At 49.8% G+C, this 14,887-nt stretch carries 5 protein-coding genes; 1 reads left to right on the forward strand and 4 read right to left on the reverse strand.

The genetic code is table 11. The features are described 5' to 3' along the window. Positions 1–70: 70 nt before the first annotated feature. The 4 genes from QUA99_RS10525 to QUA99_RS10540 form a co-directional block, all read right to left on the reverse strand. Entirely contained in the window at positions 71–4,186 is a 4,116-nt protein-coding gene (locus QUA99_RS10525; protein WP_333235910.1) for an amino acid adenylation domain-containing protein, read from the reverse strand. 281 nt (positions 4,187–4,467) lie between these two features. After that, positions 4,468–5,343 (reverse strand): cupin-like domain-containing protein, encoded by an 876-nt coding sequence (locus QUA99_RS10530; protein WP_333235909.1) that lies wholly within the window; start codon positions 5,341–5,343, stop codon positions 4,468–4,470. 228 nt (positions 5,344–5,571) lie between these two features. Then, a complete protein-coding gene (locus QUA99_RS10535; protein ID WP_333235908.1) occupies positions 5,572–10,680 on the reverse strand; it encodes an aminotransferase class III-fold pyridoxal phosphate-dependent enzyme in 5,109 nt (1,702 codons plus the stop codon). 3 nt (positions 10,681–10,683) lie between these two features. Next, on the reverse strand, positions 10,684–14,175 hold the full coding sequence (locus tag QUA99_RS10540) for an amino acid adenylation domain-containing protein (protein ID WP_333235907.1): 3,492 nt from the start codon (positions 14,173–14,175) through the stop codon (positions 10,684–10,686). 452 nt (positions 14,176–14,627) lie between these two features. Between QUA99_RS10540 and QUA99_RS10545 the strand changes: the two genes are divergently transcribed. Beyond that, on the forward strand, positions 14,628–14,798 hold the full coding sequence (locus QUA99_RS10545; protein ID WP_333235905.1) for a hypothetical protein: 171 nt from the start codon (positions 14,628–14,630) through the stop codon (positions 14,796–14,798). The last annotated feature ends 89 nt before the right edge of the window (positions 14,799–14,887 follow it).

The raw sequence follows: 14,887 nt of genomic DNA on the forward strand, positions 1-14,887 counted from the left end.
TTCACAGCGAAAATTATATCGGAGTTTTTGCTGTCCATTGTCCACTGTCAATTGTCCTAATTGTCCTATGTTAACCTTGAGCCCGATCGACCGCAGCCTGCAATTTTTCCCCCAGTATTTGAACGTGAGGTTCTTTTAACATCCCCAAGTGGTCGCTGGGAATGTCGTAAACCTCTATTCCTCCCTTCACTACCTCGCCCCAACCCAATTCGCGATCGGCACCAGACGCGGCCGCACTCTCAACTGCCTTGAAAATAGAAGCCCGACCCGGATAAACTCCCGCTGCATAATGGCTCAATGCCTGATTATTTAATTCCGCATGACTGAAGTTTTCCAAATAAATTGGCAGAGGACGCCCGATCGCCCGGTACAACTTGCACAAAATTCTCCACTGAATATCAGTAATATCCTCGATTTTTCCGTTCAGATTGCTCTTGGCTTTATTGATAAATACACCAGGTGTGAGCCGTAAAATTTTCATCATGCCTTGACTCTTCTTAATCTCAGACAAATTTTTGAAAGTAGCCGGGCCGTAAGTGTCCAACAATCCCAACAAAGCTACCTTCTCACCTAGATCGTGAAGTTGCCTGGCCATCTCAAAAGCTACCGTCCCCCCAAAAGATACTCCTAACAGAAAATAAGGGCCGTGCGGCTGAAAAGTTTGCATTTCTTTGATGTAATAAGCTGCCAATTCCTCAACTCGATTAGGGGGAGCCAATTTTTCATCCATAATCTGGGTTGACAGTCCCAAAACAGGCTGCGAGCGATCGATATAATTCATTAAAGGACGGTAAAATTCCAATCCTCTGCCAAGCACGTGGATGCAGAACAGAGGCGGTTTGTAACTTCCGGTTCCCGGTTGAATCACCACCATTGACGGAGAAGGCGACGACCATTCCGGTTCGCGGAGAATGTCAGCCAATTGCTCAACTGTTGGCGATTGGAAAATAGCAGACAGCGGCAGCTTTTTGTCGAAGACTTTTTCAATTTCAGCTAACAGGTGCGCTGCTAGCAGGGAATGTCCTCCCACCTCGAAGAAATTGTCCCTGATTCCGATTGAATTGATGCCTAAAACTTGTTGCCAAATTTCTGTTACTTGGAGCTCTAATTGGTCGCGCGGGGCAACAGCAATTGTTTCATTGGGCGCAGCGTCGCTAGATTGCCACTTTTGAGTTGCCAAAGCGCGGCGGTCTACTTTGCCGTTGGGGTTTAAGGGCAAAGCGTCGAGGAACACAAACCCAGCAGGTATCATGTAGTCTGGCAGTCTTTCTTGCAGGAAACTGCGCAGAGTACCGGCTGCGAGAATTTGACCTGGGCGGGAAACTGCATAAGCTGCGAGACATTTGTTGCCCGAAGCATCTAACTGAACTGCGATCGCCGCTTGACTCACATCTGGATGTCCGACCAGTACGGCCTCAATTTCTCCCATTTCAATGCGGAAGCCGCGAATCTTTACCTGATTGTCGGTGCGTCCGAGGTACTCGATGTTACCGTCGGGCAGGTAGCGGGCTAAATCCCCTGTTTTGTAAAGGCGATTTGAAGAAGGAAGAAGGAAGAAGGAAGAAGGAAGAAGGCTTGAAACCGATCGATCTTCTGCATTTTCCAATCCATCTTCTTCGTTGTTGATAAAAGGATTCGGAATAAACCTTTCGGCTGTCAGATCGGGGCGGTTGAGATAGCCTCTGGCCAAGCCGGCGCCGCCTGTATATAATTCCCCCGGAACGCCGATCGGCACTGGCTGCAAATACCGATCGAGTATGTAAACTTGAGTATTGGCGATCGCCCGCCCGATGGGAACGGAATTGCTAATTTCACTGGCAGAGTCGATCGGCGCGCAGCAAGTAAAAGTCGTATTTTCGGTCGGCCCGTAACCGTTAATTAATTTGCAGTTTGGAACTTCTCGCAGCAACTTCTGGACGTGGGGAACAGATAAAACGTCACCGCCTGCCAACAGTTGGCGCACACCCTTTAAATCCTCAATGCGATCGTCCACCATCAAGTGAAACAGTCCGGCTGTCAGCCACAAAATTGTCACATTGTATAAGCGAATCGCCTCTCCCAACTCTGCCAAAGACGGGCTGCCGGCAGGGAATACCGCCAGTTGCGCCCCGTTGAGCAGCGCTCCCCAAATTTCCAAAGTCGAGGCGTCGAAGGAAATCGGAGCAAGTTGCAGGAAGACTTCTGCTGCGGTGAGGCTGGCGAAATTAGTGTCTTTGACTAACCGTACTACGCCCCGGTGGACGACGCAAACGCCTTTGGGCTTGCCTGTCGAGCCTGAAGTATACATTACATAAGCTAGATTGTCTGCATTAGCGAGATTGGCTGGGTTTATCTCACTTTGTGCGTCTATTTCCGCCCGCGCCGCATCCAGGCAAATTACATTCGCTCCGCAGTCGGGAAGTCTTTCTACTAGGTTCTGTTGAGTCAAAAGCACCGATATTTTGGCGTCTGAGAGCATGAAATCCAGTCGCTCTTTGGGATAAGCGGGGTCTAAGGGCAAGTAAGCCGCTCCGGCTTTGAGAACAGCCAAAAGTGAGACGATCGCATCGATCGAGCGATCTAAACAAATGCCCACTAACACTTCCGGGCCAGCGCCCAAAGTTTGCAAGTAATGTGCGAGTTGATTGGCGCGACAATTTAGATGTTGGTAGGTTAGCTGTTGCTCTCCAAAAACTACGGCTACAGCGTCGGGAGTTTGTTCTGCTTGAACTTCAAATAGTTGGTGAATGCAGGTAGATTCGGGATAATTTGTTTGAGTGCTGTTCCACTCAACTAATAGCTGCTGTTGTTCCGCTGCCGTCAAAATCGGTAAGTTTTTTAGCGGGTGCTCTGGATTAGCAACTATCCCCTCTAACAGCACCTCAAATTCAGCCATGCGGCGGCGGATTGTCGCAGCATCAAATAAGTTGGTATTGTACTGGCACTCCAGCACGAGTTTGTTTTTTGTTTCGCTGGCATTTACTGCCCATTCAAAGTTTTCAAAAGTTCTCGGATTCGAGAAGACTTCAGCTTCAAAACCGTCAAAATTAAGTTGCTCTTCTGCAAGCTGCACGTCCAGATTAAAAGTTACAGGCACTAGCGGAATGCGGCTGAAATCCCGCGGCACTGCTAGTTTTTTTACCAGAGTACCGAAGGTTAGCTGCTGGCAGTCGAGAGCATCTAAAATTGCCGTGCGGCGCGATCGCAAATAATCGATAAAAGATTGTTCCTCGTTAATGCGGGTGCGGATCGGCAACAAGCTCACGCAGTGTCCTGCAAGCTTGTCTTTTCCCCCAACCAGTTGTCCCGCCGCAGGCATTCCGACAACCAAATCCTCTTGCCCGCACAAGCGGTACATAAAAGCTTCAAATGCAGCAAACAGAGTTGTAAAAAAACTGCATCCTGCTTTTTTTCCCAGGCGTTTGAGGTTAGCAACCAAATCTGGATTTAGTTCCCAATCTTCCCGCGAACCCTGGTAAGTTCTCAAAGCAGGTCGCGATCTGTCTGTCGGCAAATCTAGCACCGGAATTGTGCCTGAAAACTGCTCCAGCCAATACTTTTCAGCCTCAATAATTTCGGCTGTTGTTGAGTTTTCTTCTTGTGAAATTGCGTATTCTATAAAACTTTCTGGTTGTGGAAGATTAGCAGCTAACCCTTGCTGTTTGGCAGAATAAATTGCACCCAAATCCGGGAATAGTATGCCCCAAGACCAGCCATCGCAAATGATGTGGTGGCCGGTGAGAATAACGATGTGTTCCTGCTCTTGCAGCTTGATAATTTGACTGCGAAACAGCGGCCCGCGCACTAGATTGAAAGGTCGATCGACTTCTTGACGGCGCAAATGTGCTAATTTCGATTCGCGATCGCGATCGTCCACAACTGACAAGTCGAGCACCGGAATGTCGAGTTCGATCGACGACGCAATACAAAGAGTCGATCCGTCAGGGCTAAATGTTGTCCGCAGCGCCTCGTGCCGCTGCGCCAATTCCTGAATGGAAAATCGGAGAGATTCAATGTCGAGGTTTCCTTGCAACCGCAGACACATGGACTCGTTATAAGCGCAATTTGCCTCGTCTCCCATTTGCACGGCAATCCAGATTTCTTTCTGCGATTCTGTCGCGGGTACGCAAGCAAAAAGTTCTCCGCCGGTGAAAGGATCGAAATCTACAGCAGTAAGTTTTGGTTGTAAATCTGCGGCTATTTTCATTGGCTATTAACAGTAGTGCAACTAAATAAATTAAATTGTCTTTGTTGTAAGGGAGATTTGTTTGAAAGAGGTAGATTGGGATTGACCGTTGGGTGGGGGCGGGTTTATGAGATTATTAGTCTTAGGCATAGATGGTTGGTAAAACCCGCCCCTACGGAATTTAATACTAAATCCTGCTTCAATATCCCTTTTATCTCTTAGTCTGCGGAGGCGGACTTTGTTTGACAAGGAGCGGTTTCAACCGCCGATCGATCGAGGGAGTAATGAACGGGAATTTAGTATTACTTCGTCCCCATCAATTTTTCGCGAGCACTCAACAAAGCACCTGCACCAGTCAAATAAGCATTAATCATCTTGGCTTTGAGCGAATTTTTGCCTCTGGGGATGCAACATTCGTTCGTAAAAAATTCCCAGTTTGATTCGCAAAGTTGGTCAAATGCTACGGAAATTGTTAAAGTCAGCGACCTTGCCGTGTGATACCAGCCGCAGGGAATAAACAGCGTTTCACCGGCTGAGATTGTAATAGTTGTTGGGGTAGCTTCAGCCAAAAGCGGATATTTTTTTAAGTCGGGATTGTGATGGTTTTCAATCTCAGATAGCCAAGGAGAACCAGGTTTTGGGTAAAGATACTTTTGCTGCTCCGGCGGAAAAATTGTAAATTCTTTTTCCCCGTAAATTTGATTGATATACGCATAAAGCCCGAGAAAATCGTAGTGCAAATAAGGAAATTCTCCGCCCGGCCCCCCGAAGAATATTTCTAAGTCGTACAAATCATTGAGCAGCATATTCGGGATTAAGCTGCTGTGCGTGCGATCGGGTGTGGCAATACTCGGTCTGGGAGAGATATCGGGTTCTAAATCGGCAAAATCTTTGCGAACATTTAGTTTGAAAGGATAGGGAGCCGGATTCTCTTTGGTGGAATTCTTTAGCAAGTCGAACAATTTGTCGAGCGTGTAAATGTTACCACCGATTTCAATTTCTCGATCGCCAAATTTTTCTTGAAAATACTCCGGCGTAAATTTTGTTCGGGCAGGCCAATCTTTTGATAAATCTGTGAAAATAACTGGCTTGCCGGGATTGCGGTACTCCCTGACAAATTCTTGGTGGGTCAGACCTGTGCGGCGGTCTACTTGAATCGTTTTTGCTGTTTGGAGCATTGGGGTTTTTCCTGGTTTTGTTAGTTAAAATTGATTGCCGATAAATCAGCCCTTGGTAGGGTGCGTCGCTACCAGATTTTCGATTGGGAGATTTTTGAGGGCGACGCACCTTACGGTATCCGAGGCATAGATGGTGGGTACAATCAGATTTTGTAGGGTGCGTCGCTACCAGATTTTCGATTGGGTTGGGAGATTTTTGAGGGCGACGCACCTTACGGTATCTAACCGTCAATTTGATAAACTATCTCCTACTTGTAAATGTTTTCCTGGACGCTCGGGATCTGCGATGTACCAAGCTGGATTGCCATTAGGATCTCGCCCTAATTTGGCACCGGGTACGGGAGAATTGTTCGAGAAAGCAATTGACGATTTCGATCCATTTGTATTGCCATTTTTGTGGAAGTCGATCGCGTTAACAGTGCCGCCAGACGGAGTGGCAAAAAATCCGGCTGACTGCAATTCGGCAATGCTGTTTTTAAATGCTTCCTTGGCAAAAGCAATATCTGCGTCGGAATGCGCTAGCGTCAGAAAACACGGGCGGTGATCCCAAATGTGAATTCCTTTTTCGCGCAGCGAGTAAAACAGCAGTTCTCCATGAGTAAAATCTTGCGGGTAGGTGATTTTGAACAGGGAACCAAAGTTTTTAACGGTGAAAGGTGCTTGCTCTCGATCGAACATGGCGTTCAATTCTGCAACGAATTTGTCAGTTTTGGCATTGAGTTCGCGCTGCAATGAAGGCCCGCCGCGCTTCAAATATTCGAGAGATGCCTTGGCGGCTGCTAAAGTCAGGGGATGGCGCACAAAAGTCCCTGCAAAATAGGTAACGCCTACTTCCGGGAACGAGTCGTCGCCGAACTGCCAAAAACCGCCGTCTAAAGCGTCCATCCAGGCTGATTTGCCTGCAATTACCCCGATCGGCATCCCGCCGCCGACAACTTTGCCGTAGGTGCCGATATCCGCTTGTACGCCGAAATATTCTTGGGCCCCGCCCGGTGCAATGCGGAATCCGGTAATTACTTCGTCCATAATGAAGGCGCAACCGGCTTGCTCGGTAATCCGGCGCACTTCGTGGAGGAATTCTCGCGGTTGCCAGTCGGGGCGGCGGCTTTGTACCGGTTCTACCATGATGGCTGCAAACTCGCCCGCCCGTGCTTTGAGGATTTCCAGGGATTCGGGTTCGCCGTAGTCGAGGATGAGAGTATTGTCAACTGCCGATTGGGGAATTCCCGGTGCTGCGGGGAGCGATCGCAGTTTTTTGGTGCCGCGCACGATCACTTCGTCGAAAATTCCGTGATAGTCTCCGGTAAACATGACGATCGTACTGTTGCCGGTGACGGTGCGGGCTAGGCGCATTGCGCCCAAAACTGCCTCAGAACCTGTGTTGCAGAAAGCGGCGCGATCGTGTTTGGTCATCTCGCACACGAGCTCGGCGACTTCCCCGGCTAGCGGTGTTTGCGGGCCGATTTCATACCCGCGCTGCATTTGAGCGGAGATCGCTTCTGTAATAAATGCAGGCGAATATCCGAAAAAGTTCGACCCGAAACCGTTGGTTAAATCTACATACTCGTTACCGTCTTCATCCCAAAGTTTAGAACCGGACGATCGCCCCACCACGATCGGATAAACCAACTCTTTCATCGTCCGGTTAAACCCCGAAACTACCCGGGGATCGGCGAGGTGGTGGCGGTGAGTCTGAGTGTACTGTTTGGATTTCTGAGTTCGCGCCGTATATCGCTTGACAAATGTTTCTAAATATGCTGATTGCGACGGAGTTAATCCGTCGCGATCGGAGGTGTCGATGCGGGCGGCGGCACCAAACACCTTTTTTGGTTCTGCTGTTGGTTCTGCTGTTGGTGCTGCTGTTGGTGGGATCGCGCTGCAGTTAGTGTGGGATTGCGGGGTATTTTGAACGGGTGCCGGCGGCTGCGAGGGGGCAGGCACGGGGGCACTGCCCCTACCGTTAGTTGTCGGTGCCTGCTGTGCGGGAACCAAACCAGCGCCGCCCAACAGTTCTAGCTGTCGCGACATAATTTGCAACTGCTGCCCGATCAGGTATTCGAGATTGCCAGACTGTACGGGATTCAAAATTTGAGGCCCAGGGCTGGGTAAGGGCAGATTTACAGGGGCGCTGACTGCAACGGGAGTGGCAATGGGCGCAGGAGGTGCTGCTGTCGGTGCGATCGCCGGTGCTGGTACGGGCGCGGCTTGTTGAACGACAGGAGTTGCAGGCAAAACCTCCGGCGGCAGAGCACTATCGATAAATTCAGATAAAGTGCCGAGAGTGGGCACAGTTTCTAATAGCTGGCGAAAGGTAATTTTGATGCTAAATTCTTTTTGCAAATTCAGCGCTACTTGAGTTAAAGACAGAGAATCTAAACCCATTTCTAGGAAAGTTAAGTCCTCATCAACACTGCCTAAATCCTCGCCAGAAGTTTCTTCTAGTATATTTTTAATTACAGGAATCAGTCGGTATTTGCGCGCTGCTTGTTGGGTTTCAACCTGTGAATTTGGCATCGGTAAGTGGGAATTGGTAGTTGCTGATTGGGAATTGGAAATTGGGAATTGGGCATCGGGCATCGGGAATTGGGCATCGGGCATCGGGAATTGGGAATTCTCCCACTCTCCCACTCTCCCCCTCTCCCCCTCTCCCCCTCTCCCACTCTCCCCCTCTCCCACTTTCGGCTCGATCCAGAAGCGCTTGCTCTCGAACGGATAAGTTGGCAAGGGAAGGCGATCGCGCGTTTCCTCCTGATAAAAACTCTGCCAGTCGATGGATACTCCGCAGAGCCAAAGCTGTCCGGCTGCACTCAACAAAGCCGCCCATTCAGTTTGATTTTCATGGGTGTCGCTGAGGGAAGAAATGGCAACTTGTTTTTTCAAATCTTTGGCTTGTTTGCGAGCTAAAGTAGCAGCCGTTGTTCTCGGCCCGACTTCCAAAAGTATCCGGTTCGGCTCTTGCCAAAGCTCTTTTATCCCGTCAGCAAAACGCACTGTCGCCCGCAAATGCCGCGCCCAATACATCGGATCGGTTGCTTGTTCCGCTGTTATCCAACTAGCAGTTACAGTCGAAACAAATGGAATAGTTGGCGCTGACAACTGCACTTTTTTGACATATTCGGCGAAAGGTTCGACGATCGAATCTACCATCGGCGAATGAAAAGCGTGGGAAGTGTGCAGTTGTTTGCAGACAACGCTTTCGCTTTCTAGTTGCTGCTGGAAAAGTGCGATCGCCTCCGTCGGCCCGGAAACCACGCACAAATCCGGCGCATTCACCGCCGCCACTGCCAAATCCGCACTCAAGCGCCCTTCTACTTCGGCAGCCGATAAGCGCACCGACAGCATCGAACCCCCCGGCAAATCTTGCATCAAGCGCCCCCTCGCTGCCACCAGCATCAAGGCATCTTCCAGGGAAAACACGCCTGCGATCGTTGCCGCTACAAATTCGCCGATGCTGTGCCCGATCGCACCTTGGGGAGTGACGCCCCAACTCTGCCACAGCTTGGAAAGCGCGTATTCTACGGTAAATATCGCAGGCTGAGTCAAGAAAGTTTGGCGCAGCGATTCGGCTGCTGTCGCTTCATCGCTGCCGGGATACAGGACTTTCCGCAAATCTCGTCCGAGGTGCGGCTGCAAAATTTCGGCGCAGCGATCGACTGTTTCGCGGAATAAAGGCTCGGATTCGTACAAATTCAAGCCCATATTGACGTATTGCGACCCTTGTCCGGGAAACATGAAGATTACTGCCGGATTTCTAGCTTCGGTGCAGCGGGTTGCTGTACGCAGCGGCGGCAGGGATTCGAGTACCTCGACGGCATCGGCGCGATCGCTGCAAACGGCGAAACGGCGGTAATTAAAGGCTTGCCGCCCGGTTTGCAGGGTGTAAGCAGCATCGGCGAGATCGATCTCCGGGTTTTGGGCGAGGTGCGATCGCAAATTTGCGGTAGCTGCGTCCAATGCAGATGCTGTTTTCGCCGACAGCAGCAGCAACTGCCGCGGGCGAGAAGGACTTGACGGTTCCAGCGCGGGCGCTTCTTCGAGGACAACGTGAGCGTTGGTGCCGCCGACGCCAAACGAACTGACTCCGGCTCTTCTGGGCGTTTTGCCGGCTTTCCATTCCGAGAGTTCGGCGTTGACGTAGAAGGGACTGTTGGCAAAATCAATGGCTGGATTCGGTTGATCGAAGTGCAGAGTGGCGGGTATTTGCTGGTGTTTGAGGGCTAAAGCTGTTTTGATCAGCCCTGTGACTCCCGCTGCGGCGATCGTGTGTCCGAAGTTGCTTTTGACGGAGCCGATCGCGCAAAATTGTTTGGCTGCGGTTTTCAGGGAAAAAGCCTGAGTCAGCGCTTCTATTTCGATCGGATCGCCCAGGGGGGTTGCCGTGCCGTGGGTTTCGATGTAGGATATCGTTTCTGGATGCACGTCTGCCATCGCGTGGGCCATCGCGATCGCATCTGCTTGCCCGTCTACGCTGGGTGCGGCAAAGCTGACTTTGGCTGCGCCGTCGTTATTGAGCCCGACTCCGCGAATTACGGCATAGATTGTATCTCTGTCGGCGATCGCTTCTTCCAAACGCTTGAGTACAACCGCCCCGGCAGCGTTGCCGAACACGGTTCCTTCAGCCTTGGCGTCGAAAGGTTTGCAGTGTCCGTCGCTGGAGAACATTCCCCCTTCTTGATACAAATAACCGCTATTTTGGGGCACCGTAATTGATATCCCGCCGGCCAGGGCTAAGTCGCACTGGTAGCTCATCAAAGCATAAAAAGCTTGACAAACTGCAACTAATGATGTAGAACAAGCGGTATGTACGCTGACGCTCGGCCCTTTGAGATTCAGCTTGTAAGATGTGCGGGTAGCAATGTAGTCTTTTTCATTGGCTACCATCACCTGAAACTCGCCCGCGCGGGAAATTACATCCGATCGTCCGGCGATGTTGTTGGGAAAATAAGTATTGTTGCCCGTGCCGGCGTAGACTCCGATCGAGCCGTTGAAAGTATTCGGATCGCAGCCTGCATTTTCTAGGGCCGCCCAAGCTATTTCTAAAAAAATGCGCTGCTGCGGGTCTGTAATTTCGGCTTCGCGGGGGTTCACGCCGAAAAATGCTGCATCAAAGCGATCGGCCCCGTCAATAATTCCTCTAGCTTTGACGTAATTGGGATTTTGTCTGAGATTGTGGTCGATGCTGGGGTCTAGTTCTGCGTCGCCGAACAACGTTGTAGACTCCACGCCGCCGCACAAATTCTGCCACAATTCACCGACACTGGCAGCACCGGGAAAGCGGCCCGCCATGCCAATAATCGCAATGCCGTCAAGTTCTGAGTTTTCCTGCGAATTTGTCATAAATTAGGGTTTTTTGGTAGATTGCTTTTGCCGTTTAAAAGCAGCTTTTTGCCGATCGGCCCTGTCTTGAAATTTGTTGTTGGACGGGCTCGCGCTTTGTCCCTCGTTTAAATAATTTGCCAATTGCGCGATCGTCGGGTGCTGGAACAACTTCACCACCGGCAAGTCTTTACCTAACAGACCCCGAAGTTGGACTGCAACTTGCAGCGTCATTAAAGAATTGCCTCCAATCTCGAAGAAATTGTCGTGAATGCCGACGCGATCGAGCTTCAGCAGCTTAGACCAAACACCCGCCAGCAAAAGCTCCAACTCGCTTTGGGGTGCAGCGTAACTCTGGGACTGTTCTTGTCGCTGCGAGTCAGGTGCCGGCAGGGCGCGGCGGTCGATTTTCCCGCTGGGCGTCTTCGGCATCGCCTCAACATTTACAAACACCGCAGGCACCATGTAATCTGGGAGTTGCCCTTGCAGGTAACGGCGGAGGTCGGCTATTGCCAATTTCTCCTCTGGATTGGCAACTATGTATGCAACCAGTCGTTTATCCCCCGGTGCGTCTTCCCGCGCCAGCACCACAGCTTGTTTGACGGCGCGATGTTTTGCCAGTGCGGTTTCGATTTCTCCCAACTCTATGCGGAAGCCGCGAATTTTGACTTGGCCGTCAATCCGCCCGATGTACTCGATGTTACCGTCGGGCAGGTAGCGGGCTAAATCTCCTGTTTTGTAAAGGCGCTCTTCTTCATCCTCGATCGCGCTTATTTCATTGTGTTTAAAAGGATTAGGAATAAATTTTTCAGCAGTCAAGTCAGGGCGGTTGAGATAGCCCCGCGCTAAGCAAATGCCCCCGATGTACAGTTCACCCGCTACTCCTAAAGGTATAGGCTCACCACCTGTTTGTAACAAATATATCTCCGTGTTGGCAATAGGGCGGCCGATCGGAGGCAGTGCGGGCCAATCTCCGGGCGGGCCTGCGAGGGTATAAGCTGTAACAACGTGGCTCTCGGAGGGGCCGTATTGATTGTGCAGGGTACAATTTTCTAGCTGCTGAAAGAAACTGGCTATGTAACGGTTGACTTGCAACTGTTCGCCGGCGGTGATTACTTCGCGCAGCGATTTCGGTACTAGCTGATAGGTATCGGCTGCTTCGGCTAAGTGTTGCAAGGCGATGAAAGGGAGAAATAGTCTTTGAATTTTTTCTTGGTCGATTAGCTGCAACAAACTCTGGGCATCTCGCCGGATTTCTTCTGTGATGAAAACGAGGGTGCCGCCGGCACACCAAGTACAGAACATTTCTTGAAACGAGACATCGAAGCTGAGAGATGCAAATTGCAGGGTTTTGGCTGGGCCCTCAAGGGTGGAGTTTTGCAGTTGCCACGCTATTAGGTTGACTAGGGAACGGTGCGGGAGGGGAACTCCTTTGGGTTTGCCTGTGGAACCGGATGTATATATTGTATAAGTTAAATTTTGGGGAGAGACGCTGCTAGCTGGGTTTTCCGTGGTGTGACTGCTGATTGTTTCCCAGTCTGCGTCCAAACAAACGGCGCGGGCTTGATGCGCTGGCAGCGCCGACACTAAGTGAGATTGAGTGAGAATAACGGGAGCTTGGGTGTCGGCTAACATGAAGGTCAGCCGTTCTTGGGGGTAGGCTGGATCTAGGGGAACGTAAGCTGCGCCTGCTTTGAGAACGCCTAAAACGGCGATCGCAATTTCTAAGGAACGTTCCATGCAAATAGCGACTAAAACATCGGGTCCGACGCCTAATTGCTGCAAGTAGCGGGCTAGTTGATTGGCTTTGGAATTGAGTTCCCGGTAGGTGAGTTGCTGTTGGGAATTTTGGGAAAAAACGGCGGCAATGGCGTCGGGCGATCGCTCGACTTGTGCTTCAAATAATTGGTGAACGCATTTGTCTTGCGGATAATTTGCTTGAGTTTGATTCCACTCCTGCAACTGAGCAAGTTCGGCTGCTGTCAGCATTGACAATTTGCTGATTTTCTGCTGGGGATTCGCCGCTATACTTTCTAGCAAAGTTTGCAGGTGTCCCAACATTCGGGTAATGGCAATCGGATCGAACCGCTGGCGATCGCAGGCAATTTTTAGCAGCAGTTCAGTTCCCCCGTATGCGTAAACTGTTAGGGGAAAACTTGTCTGTTCTAAAAGCTGAAATTCTCGGTTTTGCCAGTTGCCACCCAGAGCTTGCAAGGCAGAGTTAATGTGATATTTTTCAACTACTAGCAGGCTTTCAAATAAAGCTGTGCCGCGGGAAATCTCGCTCCATTCTTGAGTTTTTGCCAGCGGCACGTTCCCGTATTCTTGAAATGCCGTCCACTGAGTTTGCAGTTGTTTGAGCCAGTCGATCGCTGACAAATCGGGAGATACAATTACCCGAAACGGCAAAGTATTTATGAATAATCCTACCGCTGATTCTGCGTTTTCTAGATTCTGCGATCGGCTGTTGCAAATAGTTCCAAATACTACATCTTCAGAACCGGAACAGCGGCTCAAAAGTAAAGCCCACGCTCCTTGCAGCAGGGTATTTAGGGTTAGTTGCTGTTCTTGAATTAGGGAGTTTAAGGCTGCGGTTACGGTGCTAGAAAGCCGGATTTCTGGTGGTGTCAGGAACAGGCAAGATGCCTGTTCCACAACAGATGAATTTTGTTGTGGGACGGGCATCTTGCCCGCCCTTGAAACATCCGCCGATGCCTGTTCTACAACAGATGAATTTTGTTGTGGGACGGGCATCTTGCCCGCCCTTGAAACATCCGCCGATGCCTGTTCCGCAACAGATGAATTTTGTTGTGGAACGGGCATCTTGCCCGCCCTTGAAACAGCCCCAACCAAAGGGGTAGGAGCGCTGAAACCGCTTAAGTATTGTTTCCAGAATGTTTCTGCTTTCAAGATGTCTGGCTGCTGCATCCACTCGATGCAATCTCGATCGTAACGGGGCGGTTGTAATTCTAATGGTTGATCGGCACACAGAGATTCGTACAGGGTAAAAACTGCTTGCAAAACAATTATTGCCGAGGTACTGTCAAGCAAAATGTGGTGATAAGTCCAGATGAGTTTGTACTCAGTTTCCGACCAGCGGAACCAAGCCAAACGCATCAGCGGGGGTTGAGTGAGGTCAAAGCCTTGCAGGCGATCGGCTTGCAAATAGGTTTCGAGTTGGTTGGCGCGATCGCCCTCCGACAAATTGCGCCAGTCTCGATCGACGCTTGGCAGTTCAACTTGTTGGTGTAATGTTTGCAGGGGAACTTCTTCACCTGACCAACAAAAACTCGTTCTCAAGATGGGATACCGCTGCACTATTTGCTGCCAAGCTTTGAGGAAAACTGAAACATTCAAATTTTCGCGGACGCTACAGATCGCTTGTTCGATGTCTATCCCTGATTGTTGACTCGAAAGGCTGTCGAACAACATCCCCTGCTGTATCGGTGAAAGTTGATAGGAAGATTCACTATCAGTGGTTGCGGATTGCGGGCGATCGTCTGCTGGCAATGACATATTTATATGTAAGTATTGATGGAAAAGACTTTTGAGCAACAGTAGCCGGATTTTTAAGGCTTTTTCAAGTAACTATTCATCCCCAAGCACGGTAAAATCATCGATCGCGTGCATCCGATCGTAATATTTTGTTTTTGGCTGTAATATTTGATCGGCTCAGCCGATGCTAACTCAAACTCTACTGCCCTGTAAAGTATTTATGATACATTTTACGGGTAGCGCCGCCAAAGAGCATTTCCCGCTCAGCAACCGTGTAATTCCACAGCCTGTAAATGTAAAAATTGCTTAATATTCTGTTGGCGATCGACTTTCTTCTCTCAAGAATAACTAAAGCCTTCAACATCTGCTATAACAGGCTGACATCCGCACTCAACAGCAATGATTTGCATCCTGTCTGCTGGCAATCGCTGCGCTAGATTAGCTACAGCCAACCTCAACCTTTAAAGAAAGCTATGGGATATTTGATTGGTGCGATCGTCCTCGGAATGTTGATTTGGGCTAGATTAGATATTATCGTGCATACCATCCGCAACAGGGAACTGAATCTATCCGAAATCAACAAAAAAATGCAAGCTGAAATGGTCAAAGAAACATATTGCTGTCAATTTTTTAATTTTGAATAAGCACAGAAAGTATGGCGTTGCTGAATTACGGTATGATACGGGCAAAAATACGAGAGGGAACCCGAAAATGATTTTTGAGATTTTGATGG

This window comes from Microcoleus sp. F10-B2 (genome assembly GCF_036704965.1).
In the GTDB taxonomy this organism is placed as follows: domain Bacteria; phylum Cyanobacteriota; class Cyanobacteriia; order Cyanobacteriales; family Microcoleaceae; genus Microcoleus.